The 24136-nt window shown below is 67.0% G+C and carries 20 protein-coding genes; 8 read left to right on the top strand and 12 right to left on the bottom strand.

Annotation, left to right across the window (positions count from 1 at the left end; genetic code table 11):
* Positions 1 to 79: 79 nt before the first annotated feature.
* The 6 genes from rpoD to ybiB all read right to left on the bottom strand — a co-directional run bounded on the left by rpoD (position 80) and on the right by ybiB (position 7899).
* Complete coding sequence (rpoD, locus tag QZ749_RS05940; RefSeq protein ID WP_373896786.1) at positions 80 to 2341, bottom strand: RNA polymerase sigma factor RpoD; 2262 nt, start codon at positions 2339 to 2341, stop codon at positions 80 to 82.
* 222 nt (positions 2342 to 2563) lie between these two features.
* Positions 2564 to 4366: a DNA primase gene (gene dnaG / locus QZ749_RS05935; RefSeq protein ID WP_296944421.1), complete on the bottom strand. Its 1803-nt coding sequence runs from the start codon at positions 4364 to 4366 to the stop codon at positions 2564 to 2566.
* A gap of 153 nt (positions 4367 to 4519) precedes the next feature.
* The gene (locus tag QZ749_RS05930) at positions 4520 to 4969 is read right to left on the bottom strand and encodes a GatB/YqeY domain-containing protein (protein ID WP_296944419.1); all 450 of its coding nucleotides are present in this window, start codon (positions 4967 to 4969) and stop codon (positions 4520 to 4522) included.
* A gap of 128 nt (positions 4970 to 5097) precedes the next feature.
* Positions 5098 to 5310 carry a 30S ribosomal protein S21 gene (gene rpsU / locus QZ749_RS05925; protein WP_005665410.1) on the bottom strand — a complete coding sequence of 71 codons (213 nt, stop codon included), beginning with the start codon at positions 5308 to 5310 and terminating at the stop codon, positions 5098 to 5100.
* Between the two features lie 123 nt (positions 5311 to 5433).
* Positions 5434 to 6645 (bottom strand): NAD(P)/FAD-dependent oxidoreductase, encoded by a 1212-nt coding sequence (locus QZ749_RS05920; protein WP_296944402.1) that lies wholly within the window; start codon positions 6643 to 6645, stop codon positions 5434 to 5436.
* A 249-nt stretch (positions 6646 to 6894) separates the two neighbouring features.
* Positions 6895 to 7899, bottom strand: coding sequence for a DNA-binding protein YbiB (gene ybiB, locus QZ749_RS05915; RefSeq protein ID WP_296944400.1), 1005 nt, complete (start codon positions 7897 to 7899; stop codon positions 6895 to 6897).
* Between the two features lie 115 nt (positions 7900 to 8014).
* Here ybiB and QZ749_RS05910 point away from each other — a divergent pair, with 115 nt between their 5' ends.
* From QZ749_RS05910 to QZ749_RS05890, 5 genes are all read left to right on the top strand, one after another.
* A complete protein-coding gene (locus QZ749_RS05910) occupies positions 8015 to 9076 on the top strand; it encodes a 3-deoxy-7-phosphoheptulonate synthase (RefSeq protein WP_296944398.1) in 1062 nt (353 codons plus the stop codon).
* 201 nt (positions 9077 to 9277) lie between these two features.
* On the top strand, positions 9278 to 10315 hold the full coding sequence (gene tsaD, locus QZ749_RS05905) for a tRNA (adenosine(37)-N6)-threonylcarbamoyltransferase complex transferase subunit TsaD (protein WP_296944395.1): 1038 nt from the start codon (positions 9278 to 9280) through the stop codon (positions 10313 to 10315).
* Positions 10316 to 10451: 136 nt separating this feature from the next.
* Positions 10452 to 12548, top strand: coding sequence for a bifunctional 2',3'-cyclic-nucleotide 2'-phosphodiesterase/3'-nucleotidase (locus tag QZ749_RS05900; protein ID WP_296944392.1), 2097 nt, complete (start codon positions 10452 to 10454; stop codon positions 12546 to 12548).
* Between the two features lie 51 nt (positions 12549 to 12599).
* Positions 12600 to 13295 carry a tetratricopeptide repeat protein gene (locus QZ749_RS05895; RefSeq protein ID WP_296944389.1) on the top strand — a complete coding sequence of 232 codons (696 nt, stop codon included), beginning with the start codon at positions 12600 to 12602 and terminating at the stop codon, positions 13293 to 13295.
* Positions 13296 to 13688: 393 nt separating this feature from the next.
* Complete coding sequence (locus QZ749_RS05890; protein ID WP_296944387.1) at positions 13689 to 14534, top strand: endonuclease/exonuclease/phosphatase family protein; 846 nt, start codon at positions 13689 to 13691, stop codon at positions 14532 to 14534.
* 19 nt (positions 14535 to 14553) lie between these two features.
* Here QZ749_RS05890 and QZ749_RS05885 read toward each other — a convergent pair whose 3' ends face one another.
* From QZ749_RS05885 to ybaK, 3 genes are all read right to left on the bottom strand, one after another.
* On the bottom strand, positions 14554 to 15222 hold the full coding sequence (locus QZ749_RS05885) for a DsbA family oxidoreductase (RefSeq protein WP_373896785.1): 669 nt from the start codon (positions 15220 to 15222) through the stop codon (positions 14554 to 14556).
* A 222-nt stretch (positions 15223 to 15444) separates the two neighbouring features.
* Entirely contained in the window at positions 15445 to 16080 is a 636-nt protein-coding gene (gene plsY / locus QZ749_RS05880) for a glycerol-3-phosphate 1-O-acyltransferase PlsY (RefSeq protein ID WP_296944383.1), read from the bottom strand.
* 94 nt (positions 16081 to 16174) lie between these two features.
* Positions 16175 to 16666, bottom strand: coding sequence for a Cys-tRNA(Pro) deacylase (gene ybaK, locus QZ749_RS05875; protein ID WP_296944380.1), 492 nt, complete (start codon positions 16664 to 16666; stop codon positions 16175 to 16177).
* Positions 16667 to 16704: 38 nt separating this feature from the next.
* On the opposite strand from ybaK, the gene QZ749_RS05870 reads away from it, so the two are divergent.
* The 3 genes from QZ749_RS05870 (at position 16705) to QZ749_RS05860 (ending at position 22277) form a co-directional block, all read left to right on the top strand.
* Positions 16705 to 17688 (top strand): endonuclease/exonuclease/phosphatase family protein, encoded by a 984-nt coding sequence (locus QZ749_RS05870; RefSeq protein WP_296944377.1) that lies wholly within the window; start codon positions 16705 to 16707, stop codon positions 17686 to 17688.
* A gap of 259 nt (positions 17689 to 17947) precedes the next feature.
* A complete protein-coding gene (locus QZ749_RS05865) occupies positions 17948 to 19147 on the top strand; it encodes an efflux RND transporter periplasmic adaptor subunit (protein WP_296944374.1) in 1200 nt (399 codons plus the stop codon).
* 4 nt (positions 19148 to 19151) lie between these two features.
* Positions 19152 to 22277, top strand: coding sequence for an efflux RND transporter permease subunit (locus QZ749_RS05860; protein ID WP_296944372.1), 3126 nt, complete (start codon positions 19152 to 19154; stop codon positions 22275 to 22277).
* A gap of 64 nt (positions 22278 to 22341) precedes the next feature.
* On the opposite strand, the gene QZ749_RS05855 is transcribed toward QZ749_RS05860, so the two are convergent.
* The 3 genes from QZ749_RS05855 to QZ749_RS05845 form a co-directional block, all read right to left on the bottom strand.
* Complete coding sequence (locus QZ749_RS05855; RefSeq protein ID WP_296944369.1) at positions 22342 to 22545, bottom strand: hypothetical protein; 204 nt, start codon at positions 22543 to 22545, stop codon at positions 22342 to 22344.
* Positions 22546 to 22618: 73 nt separating this feature from the next.
* Positions 22619 to 23524 carry a site-specific tyrosine recombinase XerD gene (gene xerD / locus QZ749_RS05850; RefSeq protein WP_296944366.1) on the bottom strand — a complete coding sequence of 302 codons (906 nt, stop codon included), beginning with the start codon at positions 23522 to 23524 and terminating at the stop codon, positions 22619 to 22621.
* Complete coding sequence (locus QZ749_RS05845) at positions 23497 to 24027, bottom strand: methylated-DNA--[protein]-cysteine S-methyltransferase (RefSeq protein WP_296944363.1); 531 nt, start codon at positions 24025 to 24027, stop codon at positions 23497 to 23499. The genes xerD and QZ749_RS05845 overlap by 28 nt, the downstream gene beginning before the upstream one ends.
* Positions 24028 to 24136 lie beyond the last annotated feature (109 nt).

Below are 24136 nucleotides of genomic sequence, written 5' to 3'. Positions count from 1 at the left end.
AGGCGCCGACCGCTCGCCACCCAGGTCGAACGACCCGAAGTGGCGAGAGGATATTGGGTTAGCGCGAACCCGTCAAGCCTCAGCCGCCGCTTCCCTCCAGGAAGCTCTTCAGCTTGTCCGAACGCGACGGGTGGCGCAGCTTGCGCAGCGCCTTCGCTTCGATCTGGCGGATGCGCTCGCGGGTGACGTCGAACTGCTTGCCGACCTCTTCCAGCGTGTGGTCGGTCGACATCTCGATGCCGAAGCGCATGCGCAGGACCTTCGCTTCGCGCGGGGTCAGCGAGTCCAGCACATCCTTCACGACACCGCGCATCGAGGCGTGCAGCGCGGCGTCCGACGGGGCCAGCGTGTTGTTGTCCTCGATGAAGTCGCCCAGATGGGAATCGTCGTCGTCGCCGATCGGCGTTTCCATCGAGATCGGCTCTTTCGCGATCTTCATGATCTTCCGGATTTTGTCTTCCGGCATTTCCATCTTGATCGCGAGCGTCGCCGGATCCGGCTCGGCGCCCGTCTCCTGCAGGATCTGGCGCGAGATCCGGTTCATCTTGTTGATCGTTTCGATCATGTGGACCGGAATACGGATCGTGCGCGCCTGGTCCGCGATCGAACGGGTGATGGCCTGGCGGATCCACCACGTCGCATAGGTCGAGAACTTGTAGCCGCGGCGGTATTCGAACTTGTCCACCGCCTTCATCAGGCCGATATTGCCTTCCTGGATCAGGTCGAGGAATTGCAGGCCGCGATTCGTGTACTTCTTCGCGATCGAGATGACCAGACGCAAGTTTGCTTCCGTCATTTCGCGCTTGGCCTTGCGCGCCTTCATTTCACCGGCCGCCATCTGGCGGTTGATGTTGCGCAGGTCCGGCAGCGGCAGCACGACGCGCGCTTGCAGGTCGATCAGGCGTTGCTGCAGTTCCTTGATCGTCGGAATGTTGCGGCCGAGGATGGCGCTGTAGGCGTGGCCGGCGTTCACTTCGCCGTCGACCCAGCCGAGGTTCGTCTCGTTGCCCGGGAAGACCTTGATGAAGTGGGCGCGCGGCATGCCGCAGCGGTTCACGGCCACGTCCAGGATCTGCTTCTCGATGTGGCGCACTTCGTCGACCTGGCCGCGCAGCGTGTCGCACAGCTTTTCGACGACCTTCGCGGTGAAGCGGATGCCCAGCAGTTCGTTCGAGATGGCTTCCTGGGCCTTGATGTAGCCCTCGGAATTGTAGCCCTGCTTCTCGTAGGCCTTGCGCATCTTGTCGAACTGCTGTTCGATCGTGCGGAACTTGTCGAGGGCCGACTGCTTGAGCTGTTCGAGCTGCTCGGCGGAATAGCCGGCCGCGCCGGAACCCGCGCTCGCCTCTTCTTCCTCTTCCTCTTCTTCCTCTTCCCCGTCGTCTTCCTCGTCGTCGTCGCCGTCGGACGATGCCGCCGGGGCGACCGCGCTCGGCGACGTCGCTTCGTCCTCGTTCGGATCGACCATGCCGTCGACGATCTCGTCGATCTTGATCTCGTCCTTCTCGATGCGGCGGGCGGCGTCGATGATTTCGTCGATCGTCACCGGGCAGGCCGAGATCGCCTGGATCATGTCGCGCAGGCCGTCCTCGATGCGCTTGGCGATTTCGATCTCGCCTTCGCGGGTCAGCAGCTCGACCGAACCCATCTCGCGCATGTACATGCGCACCGGGTCGGTGGTGCGGCCGAAGTCGGAGTCGACGGTCGACAGCGCCGCCTCGGCCGCGGCCTCGGCTTCGTCGTCGCTCGTAACGTTCGGGACGTTATCGGACAGCAGCAGCGTTTCGGCATCGGGCGCATGCTCGTAGACGGCGATGCCCATGTCGTTGAACGTGCCGATGATGCCTTCGATCGCTTCCGGATCGACGATATTGTCCGGCAGATGGTCGTTGATCTCGGAATACGTCAGGAAGCCGCGCTCCTTGCCCGACTTGATCAGGGCCTTGAGCTTCTGGCGGCGGATCTCGAGCTCTTCTTCGCTCGCTTCCGTATCCGACGAGAATGCGTCTTTCAGCAGCGCTTTTTCCTTGGCTTTACGGTCCTTGGCCTTGGCTTTGTCGACCGCCTTCAGTTCGGCGCGCTCGACCGCGTTCAGTGCGGCGACTTCATCGTTTTCGGGGGTGAATTCCTTGGGCTTGCGGCCACGCCGCCCCGGTACCTTGACGGCCGGCAGCACGTAGCCCGACGTATCGATCGCGGCAAGGGCTTGCGCATCGGTCGTCTGGCTGACAGGCGCAACACCCGCAACGCGAGCTTCCGCCTTGTCTTGCGATTTGTCCGCCTTGGCGGACGTCCTGGTGGTTTTGGTAGCCACGTTGGTTTCGGGTATCTTGGTTGGCACAGGCGCTTTCGAAGTCACAACGACCACTTTACGATGGTTAAAGATAAAGTTTTGTTACCTTACATCACGCTGCAGGCACACTCTGTTGCCTCGCTAACTGAAAATCCCCACGGCCGATTTGAGACGAAAAACCGTTTCAAAGCTTGCAATAGTTAGCGTTTTATTATAGCACGCGCCCCTTGACTTTCCAGTTACAAACACCCATGGCGCGGCCGGGGCCACTCAGGTGAATTTTGCGGGGGATTCGTTGGCCGCCTCCCTCGCCAGAAGGTCTTGCTGGGCTTGGATTTCACGATAGCGGGCACTTACCTGATCTGAGGGCAGTCCGGAAGAAAACAACTGGTTTAGCTCCTGTTTTAACAAATCCATCTTGACTTGCCTCACAGCGCTTGCTAGCCAAACGCGATCCGAATCGATATCCGATTCGGGTTCCGAGGCGATTTCGGAGATGAGCCTGTCGTATTCCGTACTCGCTTCCTTCAACTGCTGGGACAACGCGGCGAACGTGCCGTTCGCTCCCAGGGCCTGGGCCGATGCGATCAGCTGGCGCAGGCGGTCGGCCTGTTCGGGACCGAAGTAATCGAAGGCGCGCAGGCCCGTCTCGTCGATGCCGGACGCCAGCGAAGGATGCGCGACGAGGATGCGCGACATCTGCAATTCCAGGCCTACCGGCTCCGGCCGGCCCTTGCGCGGCGGCGCCTTGCGGGCCACCGCGACCGGCTTTGACAATTCGAACAACGCTTCGATCTCGGCCGGCGTTGACTCGGTCAGGTTGGCCAGCCCGCGCACGATCTGCAGGCGCAGGCCGGACGGCGCCATCGCCTGCAGCAGCGGCTTGGCGTCGAACTGCACGTGGGCGCGGCCTTCCGGCGTGTCCAGGTCGTGCTCGCCCGTTACCGAGCGCAGCAGGAATTGCGACAGCGGCATCGCGTCGTTGATTTCCTGGGCGAACGCGTCGGCGCCGAATTCGCGCACATAGCTGTCCGGATCGTGCTCTTGCGGCAGGAACAGGAACTTGATGACCTTGTCGTCCGACATCTGCGGCAGGCAGGCGTCCAGCGCGCGGCGGGCGGCGCGGCGGCCGGCCTTGTCGCCGTCGAAGCTGAAGATCACGGTGTCGGTCTGGCGCAGCAGTTTTTGCACGTGGGTCGGCGTGCAGGCGGTGCCGAGCGTCGCCACCGCCTGCGGGAAGCCGAGCTGGGCCAGCGCGACGACGTCCATGTAGCCTTCCGTCACCAGCACGTAGCCGGCGTCGCGGATCGCCTGCCGCGCCTCGAACAGGCCATACAGCTCATTGCCCTTTTGAAACAGCGGCGTTTCCGGCGAGTTCAGGTATTTCGGTTCGCCGCCATCCATCACGCGGCCGCCGAAGCCGATCACCTGCCCTTTGGTGTTCCGGATCGGGAACATGATGCGCTCGCGGAAGCGGTCGTAGCGTTTCTTGTTGCCACCGTCCTCGTCGACCTTGTCGATCACCAGGCCGGACTCGACCAGCGCCAGCGCATCGTAGTCGCGGAACACCGAGCGCAGGTTGTCCCAGCCGCCGGGCGCATAGCCCAGGCCGAAACGGGCGGCCACTTCGCCGGTCAGGCCGCGTCCCTTCAGGTAGGCGATGGCGGCCGGGGCCTGGCGCAGCTGGCCGCGGTAGAAATCGCAGGCCTGGTTGAGCGCGTCGGTCATCGCCAGCGATTGCGCCTGCTGGGCGGCGCGCTGGGCCGGCGGGATCTTGTCGTCTTCGTTGGGCACGATCATGCCCACGCTTTGCGACAGGTCCTTGACCGCATCGACGAAGCCCATGCCCGAGTATTCGATCAGGAAGCCGATCGCGGTGCCATGGGCGCCGCAGCCAAAGCAGTGGTAGAACTGCTTGGTCGGGCTGACCGTGAAGCTGGGCGACTTTTCGTTGTGGAAGGGGCACAGCCCCATGTAGTTGGCGCCACCCTTCTTCAGCTGCACATAGCGGCCGACCACGTCGACGATGTCCACGCGGTTGAGCAGGTCGGTAATGAATGATTGCGGAATCACTTGGGATAACAGTGTTTTGTCTAGGGTCAGACTATACCGCAGGGCTCGTCACAAATTGATTTGCAACAAAGCAACAAGGCGCGACAGCCCCGATGCATGAAAAGCGGCGGCGGCCGTGGCAATGCTGCCGCGACCGCATGCCGCCGGCATGGCTCAGGCGCCGGTCAGCGCCTTCTTGACCAGGCCGGACACCGCGGTCATGTCGGCGCGGCCGGCCAGCTTGGCCTTCACGATGGCCATCACCTTGCCCATGTCCTGCGGACCGGTGGCGCCGGCCTCGGCCACGGCGGCCTTCACTGCGGCGGCGACTTCCTCGTCCGACAGGGCCGCCGGCATGTACACCGACAGCACGGCCAGCTCGGCCTTTTCGTTGTCGGCCAGGTCCTGGCGACCGCCCGCCTCGAACTGCGTGATCGAATCCTTGCGCTGCTTGATCATTTTTTCGACGATGGCGATGATGTGCGCGTCTTCCAGCGCGATGCGCTCGTTGACTTCCTTGTTCTTCATCTCGGACTGCAGCATGCGGATGGTGCCCAGGCGTTGCGTGTCCTTGGCGCGCATGGCGGTTTTCATATCGTCGGTGATGCGATCTTTGAGGCTCATGGATTCTCCATTGTTATTCGATGGGGCAAAAGGCAAAACCCGCTGCGGCAAACGACCGGAGCGGGCTTCGTCACATTCAGGGCCTTGCGCACCGGGATGTCGTCACCGGAGCAGGCGGCTGAATCAAATCAGTACAGTTTCTTCGGCAGCTGCTGGCTGCGGATGCGCTTGTAGTGACGCTTGACGGCGGCGGCCAGCTTGCGCTTGCGCTCTGCGGTCGGCTTCTCGTAGAACTCGCGAGCGCGCAGTTCGGTCAGCAGGCCGGTTTTTTCGATAGTGCGCTTGAAGCGACGCATAGCGACTTCGAACGGCTCGTTTTCTTTAAGGCGGATAGTGGTCATGTAAAAATGAAACCGTTGGATTTAGGGAAGAACGAAATTCTAACAGCTTTTCAAGAGCTGTGCGAGGTTTTTGTCAATGTGCCTGAATTACCACAAGGGCCTTACCACAAGGGCCGATCGCGCTCATTCGATCGCATTGCCGGCGGCCACGCCGGACGCCCAGGCCCACTGGAAATTGTAGCCGCCGAGCCAGCCGGTGACGTCCACCGTCTCCCCGATGAAGTACAGCCCGGGCACCTTGTTCGCCATCATGCTCTGCTGCGACAACTCCCTGGTATCGACGCCGCCCAGCGTGACTTCGGCCTTTTTATAGCCTTCGGAACCGGTCGGGACGATGGCCCAGCGGTTGATCGCGTCGCCCAGCCTGCGCAGCTTCGCGTCGGCCATGTCCGGCAGGCGCGCATCGGGCGCGAGGCCGTTCGCCGTCAACAACCCGTCGGCCAGGCGCGCCGGCAGCCACTGCGACAGGAGATTGCCCAGTTGCTTTTTCACGCTGGTCTTGGACGAGATCAATTCCTCGGCAACATCGATTTCGGGCAACAGGTTCAGCACGATGGGCGTGCCCGGCTGCCAGTAGCTGGAAATCTGCAGGATCGCCGGGCCGGACAGGCCGCGGTGCGTGAACAGCAAGTCTTCGCGGAAATAGCCGCGCCTGGCGTTGCGGCCCTTGCCGGAACCGGTCTCCACGTCGACCTCGAGCGCGATGCCGGCCAGCGGCACGAACGGCTGCCAGCTGGGGCCGTCGAAGGTCAGCGGCACCAGGCCCGGACGCGTCTCGATGGTCTTCAGGCCGAAGTGCTTCGCGATGCGGTAGCCGAGGTCGGTCGCGCCGATCTTCGGAATCGACAGGCCGCCGGTGGCGACCACGACGTTGGCGGCCAGGATGGGGTCGTGGTCGGTGTCGATGCGAAAGCCCTCGGCGCCCTTCTCCACGGCCGTCACCCTGCACGGCATGCGCCAGTGGACGCCGCCGGCATCGCACTCGTCCTTCAGCATGCGGATGATCTGCTCGGCCGAATCGTCGCAGAACAGCTGGCCGCGGTGCTTTTCGTGGTAGCCGATGCGGTGCTTCTTGACCAGCGCGAGGAAATCCTGGGCCGTGTAGCGCGACAGCGCGCTGCGGCAGAAGTGCGGATTCTCGGACAGGTAATGTTGCGGACCGGCATTGATGTTGGTGAAATTGCAGCGGCCGCCGCCGGAGATGCGGATCTTCTCGGCCAGCTTCGTCGCATGGTCGGCGAGCACGACCCGCTTGCCGCGGCGGGCCGCCACCGCGGCGCACATCATGCCGGCGGCGCCGGCGCCGATCACCGCGACATCATATTGTTTTGCCATTTCCGGGCCCACCTTCATCACGCACAAAAGGGGCGATTGTACGCGGGCGCCAGCGTTGGCGGTAGGGTGGGCGGCTCGGCCGTTACGGGTGGATGGTTCGCACCGTACATGCCGCCCACGCGGTGCTGGGCGGCGGATGGGTGGCCCAATCCGCGGGCGGCGCCATGGAAAGTCGAAGGCGCCGCCGCGTTACGGAACGACGGGCCGGATGGCGTATCGCCCCGTGGGCGGCGCACGGGATGCGCGCGTTCAGCCGGCGGCGGTCGAGCCGCCCACCCGCCGCAGGGCGCGCGCGACCTCGACGCAGCGGGCGACTTGCGCCGCGATCGGCGCCGGCACCGGCTGCTCGTCCCTCAAGGCCCGCGCGATCCACTCCGCCGTGGCGGCCGCATCGCGGCCCTCGGGCGCCGGCGCCAGTGCGTCCGTCGGCGCGTCGCGTTCCACCAATACCGTCTGCGTGCCCGCATGGAACCAGTCGATCTGCTGGGCGCGGTTGGCGTTGGCCACCGTCTCGCCCTCGGTGCCGCGCATCAGGAAGGCGTCGCCGCGCGCGTGCGGGGCCGCCGTGCCGAAGTAGGCGGTCAGCATCGACAGGTATTCCGGGTGCGTGTACGACACCAGCCGCAGGGCCGCGCATTCGAACGGCTGCAGCATCTTGACCAGCGTGTGCGTCGAGTTGCGCACGCCCAGGATGCGGCGCAGCGACAGCTGGTGCGCCAGCTCCGGCGCCAGCAGCTCGATCGGCATGAAGCAGGGCCTGCGCGCCGCGAAGGCGTCGAGCATGTCGGCCGTCGAGCCGGTGGCGCCGATGCCCAGCTCGGCGAAGATCTCGGCCGTCGTCACCCGGCCCGGGTCCTGGCGCACGCCGTGCACCAGCACGGGCACGCCTTCGCGCGCCAGCAGCAGGGCCAGCAGCGGCGTCAGGTTGGCCAGCTTGCGCGCGCCGTTGTAGCTGGGGATCAGGACCGGGGCGAATCCGCCCGGCGGCGCCGGCAGCGGCGCGAACGCCGTCTCGGCGGCGTCCATGAAGCCGGCGATCTCGTCGACCGACTCGCCCTTGATGCGCATGGCCAGCAGGATGCCGCCCAGCTCGAGGTCGGAGACGCGGCCGTCGAGCATGGCCTTGTACAGGTCGCGGGCGTCGTCGCGCGACATGCTGCGCGCGCCCTTCACGCCGCGCCCGATTTCCTTGATGAAGCGGGCGGCGGCAAACGGTTCGGTGGCGGGAGAGGTGGGAGCGGGCGTGGTATCCATGGCAACAGCATACCATCGGCGCGGCGCGCCCGGCATGCGGCATTTTTGGCCGCGGGGCTGCAATTGCGGCGAATTCCGGCTAGACTGGCCGATCCCTCGCAATGAATAGCATGCCATGTTGAACACGCCCGATATCGAAAATACCAACGTCACCTCGTTCGCCACCATGCCGTCGCCGGTCGCGCTGCACCAGAAGCTGCCGCTGACGGACCAGGCCTTCGCCACCGTGATGAAAGGCCGCGAGACGCTGCGCAACATCCTCGACCGCAAGGACAAGCGCCTGTTCGTCGTCGTCGGTCCCTGCTCCATCCACGACCCGGTCGCGGGCCTGGACTATGCGCGCCGCCTGAAGGCGCTGCAGGCCGAGGTGCTCGATACCATGGTGCTGGTGATGCGCGTGTATTTCGAGAAGCCGCGCACGACGACCGGCTGGAAGGGCTATATCAACGATCCGTTCATGGACGACTCGTTCCGCGTCGACGTCGGCATGGAGCGCGCGCGCCAGTTCCTGCTCGACGTGTGCGAGCTGGGCCTGCCGACCGCCACCGAAGCGCTCGACCCGATCTCGCCGCAGTACCTGGGCGACCTGATCGCCTGGACCGCGATCGGCGCGCGCACCACCGAATCGCAGACGCACCGCGAGATGTCCTCGGGCCTGTCGACGCCGGTCGGCTTCAAGAACGGCACCGACGGCGACGTCGCGATCGCCATCAACGCCGTGCTCTCGTCCTCCAGCCCGCACTCCTTCCTGGGCATCAACGGCGAAGGCTCGGTCTCGATCGTGCGCACCAGCGGCAACGCCTACGGCCACGTGGTGCTGCGCGGCGGCGGCGGCCGTCCGAACTACGATTCGGTGTCGGTGGCGATCGCCGAGCAGGCACTCAAGAAGGCCAAGCTGCCGGCCAACCTGGTGGTCGACTGCTCGCACGCCAACAGCTATAAAAAGCCGGAACTGCAACCGCTCGTGATGTCCGACGTGATCCAGCAGATCAAGCACGGCACCCAGTCGCTGGTGGGCGTGATGATCGAATCGAACATCGTCGGCGGCAACCAGTCGATTCCGGCCGACCTGTCGCAGCTGACCTACGGCTGCTCGGTGACGGACGGCTGCATCGGCTGGGAAGACACCGAGGCGATGCTGCGCAGCGCGCACCAGGAGCTGCTGCAGCGTCCTTGACGCCATCCACGTCGCCCCGGCGCGCGGCCGGGGTCCCATGTCGCGCGCATCCCGCCTGCGCCACCGACCCGGGTCCCGGCCAGCGCCGGGACGACGGTGTCACGGCCGGCGCGCCGGCGCTTTTTTGCCCGCCCTGCGTTAAAATGGCGGATTGCGCGCGCCATGCGCGCACCGTCCCATTGTCTTCTTCACATACTTCCCATGATTGTCCTCGGCGTCGAATCCTCCTGCGATGAAACCGGCCTGGCCCTCTACGACACCGAGCGCGGCCTGCTCTCCCATGCGCTGCACTCGCAGGTCGCGATGCACGAGGAATACGGCGGCGTGGTGCCGGAACTCGCCTCGCGCGACCACATCCGCCGCGCCCTCCCCCTGCTGGAACAGGTGCTGGCCAGGGCCGACCTGCCGATGGAGCGCATCGACGCCATCGCCTATACCCAGGGGCCGGGGCTGGCCGGCGCGCTGCTGGTCGGCTCGTCGGTCGCGTGCAGCCTGGCGCTGGCGCTCGACAAGCCCGTGCTGGGCGTGCACCACCTCGAAGGCCACCTGCTGTCGCCCCTGCTGGCCAGCGAGCGCCCGGAATTCCCGTTCATCGCCCTGCTGGTCTCGGGCGGGCACACGCAGCTGATGCGCGTGGACGGCGTGGGCCGCTACACGCTGCTGGGCGAAACGCTCGACGACGCCGCCGGCGAAGCCTTCGACAAGTCGGCCAAGCTGCTGGGCCTGGGCTATCCGGGCGGCCCGGCGATCTCGCGCCTGGCGGAATTCGGCGACCCGGAAGCCTACAAGCTGCCGCGCCCGATGCTGCACTCGAAGGACTTCAACTTCAGCTTCTCGGGCCTGAAGACGGCCGTGCTGACGGTGGCGAAGAACCAGGGCGGGGGCGACATCGCCAATGTCTGCGAGCAGGACAAGGCCAATATCGCGCGCGGCTTCGTCGATGCGATCGTCGACGTGCTGACGGCCAAGTGCGTGGCGGCCCTCAGGCACACGGGTCTGAAGCGCCTGGTGATCGCGGGCGGCGTGGGCGCCAACCGCCAGCTGCGCGCAGCGCTGGACGCGGCGGCGGCGAAAAAGAAGTTCAAGGTCTACTATCCGGAGCTGGAATTCTGCACCGACAACGGCGCGATGATCGCGTTCGCGGGCGCGCTGCGGCTGGAACGCAATCCGGACCTGGCGCAGCGCGACTACGCGTTCAACGTGCGGCCGCGCTGGCCGCTGGACGAGCTCGAGGCATAGGGGTCAGAGCCCGGTGTTGGTGTTCAGGGGCTCTGACCCCGGTTTTCGTGCGCGGCCCCAACCCTGTTCCTGTCATATCGTTGTCACGCCATCAAGATAAAGTCTGGCCCGTTTTCTTTCCGAACACGGGACCATCTTGAAACGCAATCACCTACTGCTCGCGGCCCTGGCCGCCGCCGGCCTGGCCGGCTGTGGCGATCCGTCGACGCCGGAAGGCTACATCCCCGAAGGCACCACCGTTACCCTCGCCCTGCTCGAGACCACCGACATCCACTCGAACGTCGTCGGCTACAACTACTACTCGCTGAGCGAGGACGCAACGCTCGGCCTGGACCGCGCCTCGACCCTGGTGCAGGGCGCGCGCGCCGAGAACCCGAACAACCTGCTGCTCGACGACGGCGACGTCATCCAGGGCACGCTGCTGGGCGACCTGCAGGCCGCGACCAATCCGGTCAAGTGCTCGGAAACGCTGGCCGTGCACAAGGCCATGAACGCGATGAAGTACGACGCGGGCGGCCTGGGCAACCACGAATTCAACTATGGCCTGCCGTTCCTGAGCCAGGTCACCAATACCGACTTCGGCATCCCGGGCGTGAGCAAGCCGGGCGGCACCTGCGGCGCTCCGGCGTTCCCGCTGGTGCTGTCGAACGTGACCGCCGTCGCCACCGGCAAGACACTGTACGAGCCGTACAAGATCCTGGCGCGCGACTTCACGGCAACCAAGCCGGACGGCGGATCGATGACGGTCAAGGTCAACATCGGCGTCATGAGCTTCGTGCCGCCGCAGATCCTCGACTGGGACCAGAAGAACCTGGCCGGCAAGGTCGCCGTCGGCGGCGCGGTCGAAGCGGCCAGGCAGTACGTGCCCGAGATGCGCACCAGGGGCGCGGACCTGGTGGTGGCGCTGTCGCACGGCGGCCTGGACGCGGGCACCTACAGCCCGAAGATGGAAAACCAGAGCTACCACCTGAGCACCACCGGCATCGACGCCCTGCTCGTCGGCCACTCGCACCTGATCTTCCCGAAGGGCAGGGAGACCGGCGCCGCCGCCCTGGATCCGTCCTTCGCCGCGCTCCCCGCCTCGGCCAAGGTCGACGCGATCAACGGTTTCGTGAACGGCGTGCCGACCGTGATGGCGCAGAGCTGGGGCCGGCGCCTGGGCATCATCAAGATGACCATGGCCTACACCAACGGCAAATGGGTCGTGCAGCCGGCCAGGACCACGGTCGAGTCGCGCGGCTACAAGTACAAGGACGGCAGCACCAGCGTGGCCGCCGACCCGGCCATCGCCGCCGCCGTGCAGGCCGAGCACCAGGCCACCATCGCCTACGCCAAGCAGCCGCTGGGCGTGTCGACCGACTTCGAGATGTCGTCCTACTTCTCGCTGGTGGGCGACGTCACGGCGATCCAGCTGGTCAACCAGGCCCAGCTCGACTACGTGAAGACCATGATCGCGACCAGCACCGACGCGACCCTGGCCAGTTACAAGAGCATCCCGGTGATCTCGTGCAGCGCGCCGTTCAAGGCCGGGCGCAACGGTCCGTCCGACTTTACCTACGTGGCACCAGGCGCGACACCGGCCTCGCCGGTCGGCCTGCAGGTGCGTAACCCGGGCGACATCTACCTGTACAGCAACAATAACCTGCAGGCGGTGAAGATCAAGGGTTCGGACCTGAAGGCCTGGCTCGAGACGGCCGCCAACCAGTTCGCCCGGATCGACCCCGCGAAGACGACCGAGCAGGACCTGGTCCCGTCCTACGGCACGATCTACAACTACGACGTGTTCTACGCCGAAAACAACGCCCTGCAGTACCAGATCGACGTGACCAAGCCGGTGGGCAGCCGCATCGTCAACCTCACGTACCAGGGCAAGCCGGTGGCCGCGACCGACGACTTCATCGTCGCGACCAACGACTACCGCGCCGGCGGCGGCGGCAACTTCCCGGGCATCGACGGCAGCAAGACCATCATCAAATCGCCGGACGCCAACCAGGCCGTCGTCAGCAATTACCTGCAGAAGATCGGTGCCTCGACCGGCAAGGTTTCGCTGGCCGGCAACGGCAGCGCACGCAGCTGGAGCTTCGTGAAGATCGCGACGGCCGGTCCGGTGATCCTGCGCTCGGCGCCGGGCCACCTGGCCCTGGCGAAGGCGAACGGCATCGCCGTCGTCACCGCCGAAGGCGCGCTGGACGCGAGCGGCTTCGCCAAGTACGCGATCGACCTGTCCAAGTAAGCTCCACGGGCGGGCGGCTTCGGCCGTCCGCCTGTTCCATCAGGAGACCCGATGCGCATTTCCCCGATGGCCACGGCGCTGGCGCTGGCGCTGCTGGCGGCCGGCTGTGGCCGTACTCCCTCTTCCGCCGAGATCGAGACCGTCTCGATGGAGGCGATCCAGCGCGGCGACGCCGGCGCGGAACGCCGGCTGGCGCTATGGGCCGGCGACGGCCTGCCGGTCGCCCAACGCGAACTGGCCCTGCTGTACAGCAAGCGCCGCGACGACGCCGGCGCGCGCGCGCTATTCGAACAAGCCGCGCGCAAGGGCGACGCCGAAGCCGCTTGGCAGCTCGGCGAACTGGAACGCGGCGGCGGCAAGGCTGCCCAATGGTATCGCCAGGCCGCCGAACAAGGCCATGCGCGCGCCGCGCTGATGCTGGGGCTGCTGCTCAAGAACGGCGAAGGCGTTGCCCAGGACAAGACGGGCGCCGCGCACTGGCTCGGCGTTGCCGCCGCCGCCGGCAATGCGCATGCGATGTTCCTGCTGTCGAACATCTATGCCCACGGCGAGGGCGTGCCGGCCGACGCGCGCCGCGCACGCGCGCTGCTCGAACGCGCCGCCGACCGCGAGTACCCGGCCGCGCTCCAGCAGCTGGCCATGATCAAGCAGATGGGCGACGCGCTGACGACGCGCGATCCGGAGGCGGCACAGGAACTGTTGAAGGAAGCCGAGGAACATCGACGCAGCAATGCCCGCAAGTTCTGAGGTCCTCGACCGGAAATACGTGTGATGGCAAGCGGAACCGCAGGCGCGACGCAGCGACGTGCCGGCGCCGGTAGCAGCAACGCAGGCCGTGCCGGACGACTCCCCGGCACCGGTCCCGGCGGATCGGAATGCCCGCTGGCCGGCATGGATTATTCGTAACGAGATGTAATTCTTTCGCTGGCCGTCCGGAGCAGGACAGCCGGCACGTGCGCGCTCCGGGGGCGGCGCCAGTGCGGCCGGCACCCCGGTTTTACAGGGCAACAGCGCCGCTGCAAGCGCGGGAATCGCCGTCGATCCCTGTTGAACTTGTTAGCATGACATCGATCCTACCGTGTGAGCGCCTGCCGCCAAAGGATGGCAAACTCTGGCAGTTGAGTCATACGGAGGTTCTACATGCGCGTGGTAAGCTGGAATATTCACTGGGGTTGTGGGAAGGACGGGCGCATCCGTATCCACGCGATCATCGATGTGCTGCGCAAGCTTAATCCCGACGTCATCTGCCTGCAGGAAGTGGCTGCCAATCACCCGGAACTGGAAGGCAGCGCCAGCGCGAGCCAGTTCAAGCAACTGGCCGGGGCCTTCGGCGGCTACCACATGATCGAGCAGGCCCCGAGCGAAATCTACCGCAACAACCTTCCCCGCCAGTTCGGCAACATCCTGCTGTCCAAGTACCGCATCACCCAGGCCCAGCGCCACGTGCTGCCCTGGCCCGTCGATACCGCGCACCCGGCCGGCATGCCGCGCGGGATGATCGAGACGGTGCTGGAGGCGCCGGGCGGCAAGCTGCGCGTGCTGACCACCCACCTCGAATACTATTCGCCCGTGCAGCGCGCCGCGCAGGTGCGGCGCATCCGCGAACTGCACCAGGAAGCCTGCACGCGCGCCGCCGTCTACCAGCCCGAGCCGGCGCTCGATCCGCCGTTCCAGCTGGGCTTCCGGCCCGGCAGCGCCATCTACTGCGGCGACTTCAACCTGCTGCCCGACTCCAGCGACTACCAGGACCTGCTGGCGCCGCCGCTGCCGGGCGCCTCGCGCCTGCTGGACGCCTGGGCGGTGCGCCACGGCGACATGGCGCGCGCGCCCACCGCCGGCCTGCACGGGTTCAAGTGGCCGGACAAGCCGGATTGCTACGATTATTTCTTCGTCACCGAAGACCTGGCGCCGCGCATCGCCGACATGAACGTGCAGTCGGAAACGTCGGCCTCGGACCACCAGCCGATCGTGCTCGACCTGGCCTGAGCGGCCAGGCCGCCCGGGGTCAGGCCGCCGGTTCCTCGTCCTGCTCGAGTTCCTCGTCCTGGCCGGCGATCTGGCGCAGCGCCTGCTCGAACACCTCGGGCGGCTGGCCGCCGGAGATCAGGTGGCGCTGGTTGATGACGATGGCCGGCACCGAACGGATGCCGGCGCGCTGCCAGTAGTACTCGAGCTGGCGCACCTCGTCGGCGTACGCATCCGATTCCAGTACCTGGCGCGCCGCGTCCACGTCCAGGCCGACCTCGCCGGCCAGGCGCAGCAGCACGTCGTGCGCGCTCGGGTTGTCTCCGTTGGTGAAATACGCTTCGAACAGCTTTTCCTTGAGCGCGCGCTGCCGGCCTTGCCCTTCGGCCCAGTGCAGCAGGCGGTGCGCATCGAAGGTGTTGTAGATGCGCCCGCGCTTGCCCATGTCGAAGGTGAAGCCGACGGCTTCGCCGCGCTGGCGGATCATCTCGCGCGACTGCTCCTGCTGGGCCGGCGTCGAACCGTATTTCTCGGTGATGTGTTCGAAAATGTCCTGGCCTTCCGCCTTCATGCCCGGATTCAGCTCGAAGGGCTGGAAATGCATCTCGACGGTCATCTCGCCGGCCAGCTTGTCGAGCGCCTTGTCGAGGGACTTGAGGCCGATCGCGCACCAGGGGCACGACACGTCGGACACGAAATCGATTCTCATCTGCTTGCTCACGAGTCACCACCTTTCTTTCTATCTCTTGAAACCGCTCGCCTGCGGCAGGATAGTGTAATAGTGACACATCGGACGCGAGCCGGCAGCGCGCCAGCCAAATCCGGCACCGCGGCGCCGGCAGGAACGACACGTGAGCTGCCCCGAAGACATTACCAAAAACCGGGCTCTGACCCCGGCTCTGACCCCGGTTTGGGGTGGCGCAAGTTGCTGTTATTTTTTCTTGACAGGGGTGGCGGTGGCGCCCTTGGCTTTGCTGCCGATGCGCGATTCCTTGCCGGCCATGAGGTTGCTGATGTTACTGCCGTGGCGGTACAGCAGCAGCAGGCTCATCGCGGCGACGGCGAACAGGATCTCGTCGGCGCCGAACAGCAGGCCGTAGTAGAACGGCGCGAACACGGCCGCGACCAGCGCCGCCAGCGAGGAGTAGCGGAAGGCGTAGGCGACGATCAGCCAGGTGGCCAGCGTCGCCAGGCCGAGCCAGACGTTCAGGCCGAGCAGCACGCCCAGCGCGGTGGCCACGCCCTTGCCGCCGACGAAGCGGAAGAAGACCGGCCACAGGTGGCCCAGGAACACGGCGATCGCCACCAGCGCGATGCCGCCGTCGCCCAGGCCGAAGCGCTGGTCGAAGTGCACCGCCAGCCACACCGCCAGCCAGCCCTTGGCGCAGTCGCCCGCCAGCGTCGCGATCGCGGCCTTCTTGCTGCCCGAGCGCAGCACGTTGGTCGCGCCCGGATTCTTCGAGCCATAGGTGCGCGGGTCGGACAGGCCGAAGGCGCGGCTCGCCACGACGGCGAAGGAAATCGAGCCGATCAGGTAGGCCGCGATGGTGAAGATGATTGTGTACATGGTTTCTTTCTTGTTTGTCCCGGAGGCGCGCGTGAATATACACCAGCGGCCATCCCGGCGATAGTCGCCGGCCGGCCCGCCGCCCGTCGCCCGTTCAGTCGGCCAGCGCGCAGTGCACCGGCCGCGCCTTCAGCACCGCGACCAGCGCCTGGGGATCGATCCCGACGAGGAAGCCGCGGCGCCCGCCATTGATATAGATCCTGTCGAGCTGCAGGATGCTTTCCTCCACGTACACCGGCATCGCCTTGCGGATGCCGAACGGGGAGGTGCCGCCGACCAGGTAGCCCGAATGGCGCTGGGCCACCTCCGGCTTGCACGGCTCGACCGACTTGCAGGGGATCGCGCGCGCCAGGTTCTTGGTCGATACCTTGCAGTCGCCATGCATCAGCACGATGAGCGGTTGCGCCTTCTCGTCCTGCATCACCAGGGTCTTGACCACGTCGTGCTCGGGCACGCCCAGCGCGCGCGACGAGACCGCCGTGCCGCCGTGTTCCTCGTAGTCGTAGGGGTGCTCCGAAAACGCCACGCCGTGCCTGCGCAGGAACTGTGTCGCGGGGGTTTCGGAGATATGCTCTTTCTTGGCCATGCGTGTTACGCTGAATGCTAATGGAGGAGTTGATTATTATGCAGCAAGAGATTCGCTTTGCCACCTTCAATGTGTGCAACCTCGCCCCGCCGGGGGTCAGGGTCTACGACAACCTGGACCCCAGCACGCCCGAGGAATACGAAGCGAAGATCGCCTGGATCGCGCACCAGGTCGACATGCTCGGCGCCGACGTGATCGGCTTCCAGGAAGTGTTTTCCCAGGCCGCGCTGGCCGAGGCGCTGTCGCGCACGCGGCGCTTCCGCGAGGCGGTGCACGTGGGCTTCGATCCCGACCCGGGCGCCGACAAGCTCACGCCCAGCGTGGCGCTGGTGTCGCGCCTGCCGCTGGCCGACGCGCCCCGGCCGCTGCCCTATTTCCCGTCCGGGATCGCCATGCCGCCCGGGAACCGCGATCCCGAGCGTTTCACGCGCGCCCCGCTGCATGCGCCGATCCAGCTCGCGCCCGGCCTGGTGGCCGACGTGCTGGTGGTGCACCTGAAGTCGCGCCGCCCCGACTACCGCGCCGCCGACACGGGCGACGACCCGCAGCTGTTCGCCCTGGCCTCGCTGCGCTCGCTGATCCGGCGCGGCACCGAGGCGGCGGCGCTGCGCGTGCTGTTGACCGAACTGGGCCGCAAGGAACGGCGCCCGCGCGTGGTGCTGGGCGACTTCAACGACGTCGCCGACGCCGTCACCACCGGCATCGTGCTGGGCGTCGGCGCGCCCAGCGGCGACCGCCTGTACGACGCCGTCCAGCTGCAGCGTCGCCAGGACCGCCTGCGCCACGTGGGCTTTTCCAACGTCCACGAAGGCCACCACACGACCATCGACCACATCCTGGTCTCCGGCGAATTCAACCCGGACCTGCCGGGGGCGCTGGGCGAGGTCGCGGAAGTGGTCTACCTGAACGACCACCTCGAACTGGCATTGCCGGAAGCGTCCGACCACGGGCAGGTGCTGGCGCGCCTGCGGCTGTTCGGGGCCGCAGACGGCACGACGGGCGGGCCGGCCGCCGACGCCTGACCCGCTCCTGCGCACGGCCGGCGCGGTCATCGCCGTGTCATCCCCGGCCGCTACCTTGGGCATGGCGCGCCGCGGCGCCCGCGCCCGACCCGCCGTTTTTACGTTTCAGCGTGCCGTTTGCGCCGCTCGTCGCATTCCGATGGCCGTTCGCCGTGGTGTTTTTTACCATGCCGTCATGCGCCTGGAGCTCCATCCTGCCCGCCAGTAAGGAGCACTTGCGCTTTCCCTCAAGCACCACCCGATTACGAAGAACAAGGCCATGAAAATCGAGTCCCTGCCCGTCACTCCCGCCGACGCCATTCCGGGCGCGCGCCGCCGCCCGGCCCGCATGGCCGCGTTCGGGCTGCTGGCCCTCGCCCTCGCCGGCGCCGGCGGCTACGCACTCACCCACAAGCAGGAGGAACCGGCGGCGCCGGCCGCCAGCGCGCCCAAGGACCCGGTGTTCGAGCTGTCGACGCGCGACGTGGCCACGGTCGCCGCGCGCCCGCTGGCGCTGACGCTGCCGCTGTCCGGCTCCCTGGTGCCGCTGGCCCAGGCCACCGTCAAGTCGAAGGTCTCGGGCGTGGTGCTGGCCACCAGCGTGCAGGAAGGCATGCAGGTCGAGGCCGGCCAGGTCATCGCGCGCCTGGACGACGCCGAGGCGCGCGCCCGCGTCGCCCAGCAGCGCGCCCAGCTGGCCGACGCCGATGCGCGCCTGGCCCTGGCCAGGAAGAACCAGGCCAACAGCGCCGCCCTGCTCAAGCAGAACTACATCGCCCAGAACGCCTACGACACCACGTCCAACGCCGTCGACCTGGCCCAGGCCGCGGTCGACGCGGCGCGCGCCCAGCTCGACCTGGCGCGCATCGCGCTGGCCGACACCACGATCCGCGCGCCGCTGTCCGGCGTGGTCAGCAAGCGCCATGCCCAGGCCGGCGAAAAGCTGGCGCCGGACAGCCCGGTGTTCTCGATCGTCGACCTGCGCCACCTGACGCTGGACGCCCAGGTGCCGGCTTCCGACATCCCGCGCATCAGGACGGGCCAGGAAGTGCGTTTCCGCGTCGACGGCTTCGGCGAGCGCGATTTCCTGGGCAAGGTGCTGCGCATCAACCCGGCCACCGAGGCCGGCTCGCGCGCGATGCTGGTCTACATCGGCGTCGACAACCCCGACGGCCTGCTGCGCGCCGGCATGTTCGCCAAGGGCACCGTGGTCACCGAGAAATCGGCCGCGCGCCCGCTGCTGCCGCTGGGCGCCGTGCGCAAGGAGAACGGCCGCGACGTGGTGTACCGCGTCGACGGCGGCACGGTCGCCGCGTTGCCCGTCAAGCTCGGCCTGCGCAACCCCGACGAAGGCATGGTCGAAGTGGTCGAGGGGCTCGACGCCGGCGCCGTGGTGCTGGCCGTGCCGCTGGACGGCATCAAGCCGGGCAGCCGCGTGAAGCTGCCCGCCGCGCCGTCCACCCCGGCCGTGAAGGGTTGATGCCATGTGGATGACCCGCGTCAGCATCAAGCACCCGGTATTCGCGACCATGGTCATGGTCGGCCTGATGGTGCTCGGCCTGTTCTCGTACCGCGGCCTCGGGGTCGAGAGCATGCCGAACATCGAGATCCCGGCCGTCTGGATCGACGTCCAGTACCCGGGCGCCTCGCCCGAGCAGGTCGAGAACGACGTCACCCGCCCGATCGAGGAAGTGGCGAACACCGTCGGCGGCATCAAGGCGATCCGCAGCAGTTCCTGGGAAAACCATGCCGGCATCGGCATCGAATTCCAGCTCACCACCGACATGGACCGCGCCGTGCAGGACCTGCGCGACAAGGTCGGCAGCCTGCGCGGCGGCTTCCCGCGCGAGGTCAAGGACCCGGTCATCTGGCGCCAGGAGGGCGAGAACGCCCAGCCGGTGCTGCTGGTGTCGCTGACCTCGCACGAGCGCAGCCTGCGCGACCTGTCGATGCTGACCGAGCAGGTCATCGTCAAGCGCCTGCAGGCCGTGGCCGGCGTCGGCCAGATCCGCATCAACGGCACCAAGGCGCGCCAGGTGCTGGTGGACATCCGTCCCGACCAGTTGCGCAGCCTGAACGTCGGCGTCGACGAGGTCGTGGCCGCGATCACCGCCACCAATGCCAATCTCCCGGCCGGCAACATCAGCCGCGGCGAGCGCGAGAACCTGGTGCGCATCGAGGGCAAGATGAAGCAGGCGCGCGACTTCGAGCGGATCATCGTGGCGCGCCGCGCCAGCGGCCCGGTGTACCTGAACCAGGTGGCCACCATCTCCGACGGCGAGGCCGAGGAGACCTCGATCTCGCGCGTCAACGGCGAGCGCGCCATCTCGCTCGAGATCGCGAAGATCCAGGACGCCAACACCGTCGAGGTGGGCGTGGGCGTCAAGAAGGCCATCGAGGCGATGAAGGGCTCGATCCCGAAGGACGTGCAATTCCGGATCCTCGACGACAAATCGAAGACCGTGCAGGGCCAGCTCGACAACGTCAAGCGCACCATCGTCGAAGGCGCCATCCTCACCATGGTGATCGTGTTCTTCTTCCTGCACTCGTGGCGCAGCACGGTCATCACCGGCCTGACGCTGCCGATCTCCGTGCTGGCCAGCTTCATCGCCATGAAGTACTTCGGCTTCACGCTGAACTTCCTGACCCTGATGGCGCTGTCGCTGTGCATCGGCCTGCTGATCGACGACGCCATCGTGGTGCGCGAGAACATCGTGCGCCACCTCGGCATGGGCAAGAACCACGTGCGCGCCGCCGAGGACGGCACCAACGAGATCGGCCTGGCCGTCATGGCCACCACCTTCGCCATCGTCGCCGTGTTCGTGCCGATCGCCTTCATGCAGGGCATCATCGGGCGCTTCTTCCTGCAGTTCGGGATCACCGTGGCGGTGGCCGTGCTGGTGTCGCTGTTCGTCAGCTTCACGCTCGACCCGATGCTGTCCTCGGTATGGCCCGACCCGGCCAAGGACCGCTTCAAGTACGCGCCCTGGCTGGGCCGCCTGATGACGCGCGTGGACGCCGGCATCGACCACGTGCACGACTGGTATGCGAAGGGCCTGGCGCTGTCGCTGGCCTGGCGCAAGACCACGCTGCTGGTGGCGGTCGCGCTGTTCGGCGCCAGCCTGCTGCTGGTGCCGAAGATCGGCGGCGAGTTCGTGCCGCAGACCGACGACGGCTTCATCCAGCTGCGCTTCAAGACGCCGGTGGGCTCCAGCCTGCAATACACCGACGCCAAGGTGCGCCAGGTCGAGGAAGCGCTGAAGGCCTTCCCGGAAATCCAGAGCATGCAGACCAACGTCGTCACCTGGGAAGGCCGCAACGCCTCCGAGATCAACCTCAAGCTGACCGACGTGCACCAGACCCACCGCCGCTCGCAGCAGGAACTGGAAACGCTGATCCGCGACCGCCTCGCGTCCATCGCCGGCATCCAGCTGAAGGTCGGCAACCGCCCGATCTTCATCGCGATCCTGGGCAGCGACGAGGCCAAGCTGGACGCGGTGGCGCACCGCCTAATGGACAAGATGCGCGCGATCCGCGGCGTGGCCGACATCGAGTACAGCCAGGAAGGCGCGAACCCGGCCACCATCGTCAAGATCAACCAGGAGATGGCCAACGACCTGGGCCTGAGCGTGCAGCAGATCGGCGCCGCGCTGCGTCCTTTCGTCGCCGGCGACCAGACCAACCGCTGGCTGGCGCCGGACGGCCAGAACTACGAGGTCAACGTGCAGCTGCCGAAGTCGGGCCGCGAGCGCGTGGCCGATCTCGCCGACCTGTCGGTGGCGTCCAGCCGCGTCGATGCGAGCGGCAACCCGATCATGGTGCCGCTGCGCCAGGTGGTCGAATTCGTGCCCTCGACCAGCCCGCAGGTCCTGAAGCGCCAGGCGCTGGAACGCCGCGTGGCCATCAACGCCGGCCTGAACGGCCGTCCGCTGGGCGACGTGATGGGCGACGTGCAGAAGGCGATGAAGGAGATCGAGCTGCCGGACGGCATCCGCTTCGACGTCGGCGGCGACGCCCAGCAGATGGGCGAGACCATGGCCGGCTTCGGCGTGGCGCTGGGCATCGCCGTGATCTTCATCTACCTGGTGCTGGCCTCGCAGTTCGGCAGCTTCCTGCAGCCGATCGCGATCATGGTGTCGCTGCCGCTGTCGCTGATCGGCGTGCTGGTGGCCCTGTTGATCACCAAGACGACGCTGAACATCTTCTCCGTCATCGGCATCGTGATGCTGATGGGCCTCGTGACCAAGAACGCGATCCTGCTGGTCGACTTCGCCAACCAGCGCCAGCGCGAGGGCAAGCCCCAGTTCGACGCGCTGATGGAAGCGGGCCAGGTGCGCCTGCGCCCGATCCTGATGACGACGCTGGCCATGATCTTCGGCATGCTGCCGATGGCGATCGGCATGGGCGAAGGCGGCGAGACGCAGGCGCCGATGGGCCGCGCCGTGATCGGCGGCGTGATCACCTCGACGCTGCTGACGCTGGTGGTGGTGCCGGTGGCCTACACCTACCTGGACAGCCTCGGCAAGCGGGCCGCGCGCTGGTTCAAGCGCGGGCACGAGGAAGCGGCGGGAGAAGGGGGAGACGAACCGGTGGTCGCGGCCAAAGGCTAGTTCGCGTCAACCCGTCGCCCCGGCGCGGGCCGGGCGACGGGGTCGGCGCCCGGCCTGCGCCCGCTCAGGCCGGATCGTGCTCCTGCCGCACCGCCTCCCCGCCCTGCTCCCCGCCCTGCTCCCCGCCATCTTCCTCGGGCGCCGCCTCGGGCTCCCCGTCCGGCCCCTTCAGCTTCGCCTCGGCCTTGCGCCTTGCCTTTTCCTCGGCTTTCTTTTTCTTCTCCAACTCGCGCTGCCGCTTCTCGTACTGGAAATTCGTCTTGGCCATGGTGTCCTCGTATGCGTAATTGGGAAAAATCCTACCCCCATTATGGACCAGCAATCGTCAGGAAACTTGAGAACTAGCCACGCGGGTGATGCTGGGCATGGAGATGCTTCAAACGCTCGCGGGCGACATGGGTGTAGATCTGGGTGGTGGATATGTCCGAATGCCCCAACAGCAACTGCACGACGCGCAAGTCGGCGCCATGGTTCAGCAAGTGGGTGGCGAAGGCGTGGCGCAGCGTGTGCGGCGACAGCGGCGCCGTGATGCCGGCCCGCGCCGCGTGCTTCTTGATCACGACCCAGAACATCTGGCGCGTCATCGGCCCGCCGCGGCCGGTGACGAACAGGGCGTCGTCCACCTGGCCGTTCAGGATGACGCCGCGCGCCTCCTGCATGTAGCGCGCCAGCCAGTGGCGCGCCTGCTCGCCGAACGGCACCAGGCGGGTCTTGCTGCCCTTGCCGGTGACGCGCAGCACGCCGTCGTTCAGGCCCAGTTCGACCAGCTTGAGGGCGACCAGTTCGGACACCCGCAGGCCGCTCGCATACATCAGTTCCAGCATCGCGCGTTCGCGCAGGCCCAGCGGCGTGGCCACGTCGGGCGCGGCCAGCAGCGCCTCGACCTGGGCTTCGCCCAGCGTGTGCACGAACCGCTGCGGCTGCCGCGCCGACGGCAGGTTCAGGCAGGGGTCGGCGGCGACGTGGCGCTCGCGCAGCGCCAGCTGGTAGAAGCGCTTGAGCACCGACAGGCGGCGGTTCGCCGTGCTGGGCCGGGTTTCCGCATGGCGCTCGGCGAAATAGGCGGCAATGTCCTGCGGCTCGACGTGGTACAGGCTGGCGCGCTCGGGGCGCTTGACCTCGAGCCAGCGCGAGAACAGGCGCAGGTCGCGCCGGTACGCGTCCAGCGAATTCTTCGCCAGCCCGTGTTCCAGCCAGAGCGCGTCGCAGAACGCGTCGATCAGCTGAAGATCGACTGCTGCTGCCATGGCATGTCGGTGGCCAGCGCACCCTCGTGGCGCAGCAGCCAGCGCTTGACCCCGAGGTGGAAGCCGTGTTCGTCGTCGTGGTTGGCGAAGCCGCCCAGGCCGCCGGCCGCCGTCACCCGGTGGCAGGGAATCACCAGCGGGAACCAGTTGGCACCGCAGGCCTGGCCGATGGCGCGCGGATGCGACTCCAGCAGCCTGGCCAGCTGACCGTAGGTGCGCACGCTGCCGCGCGGGATCGCCCCGATGGCATCCCAGACGCGGCGCTGGAACGCGCTGCCGAGCGCGGCCAGCGGCAGGTCGAAGCGGAAATCCGCGTCCGCGAAATAGCGCCCGAGCTGGGCGCAAGCCTGCTCGCACACCGCATCCTGCGGCGCCTTTTCGGCGTAGTGCGCCGGTAGATAGACCAGTTCGCGCAACGCCCCGTCCTCGCTGCGGATGCCCATGGCGCCGAACGGCGCGGCGACGATGGCGCCGAAGATCTCGCTGCCTTGTTGTGTGCTCATCGCCGCAGTGTAAGACCCGGCGCGCATGGCCGCAAGCCCCGGCCGGCGCGCGCGGGCGCCGGGCAAAAAAAAACGCACCGTGGAAGGTGCGCTTTCAATTTGGTCACGT

Source organism: uncultured Massilia sp., assembly GCF_913773735.1.
In the GTDB taxonomy this organism is placed as follows: Bacteria; Pseudomonadota; Gammaproteobacteria; order Burkholderiales; family Burkholderiaceae_D; genus Telluria.
Note: the sequence above shows the minus strand (reverse complement) of the source record. Positions and strands in the feature narration are given on the sequence as shown.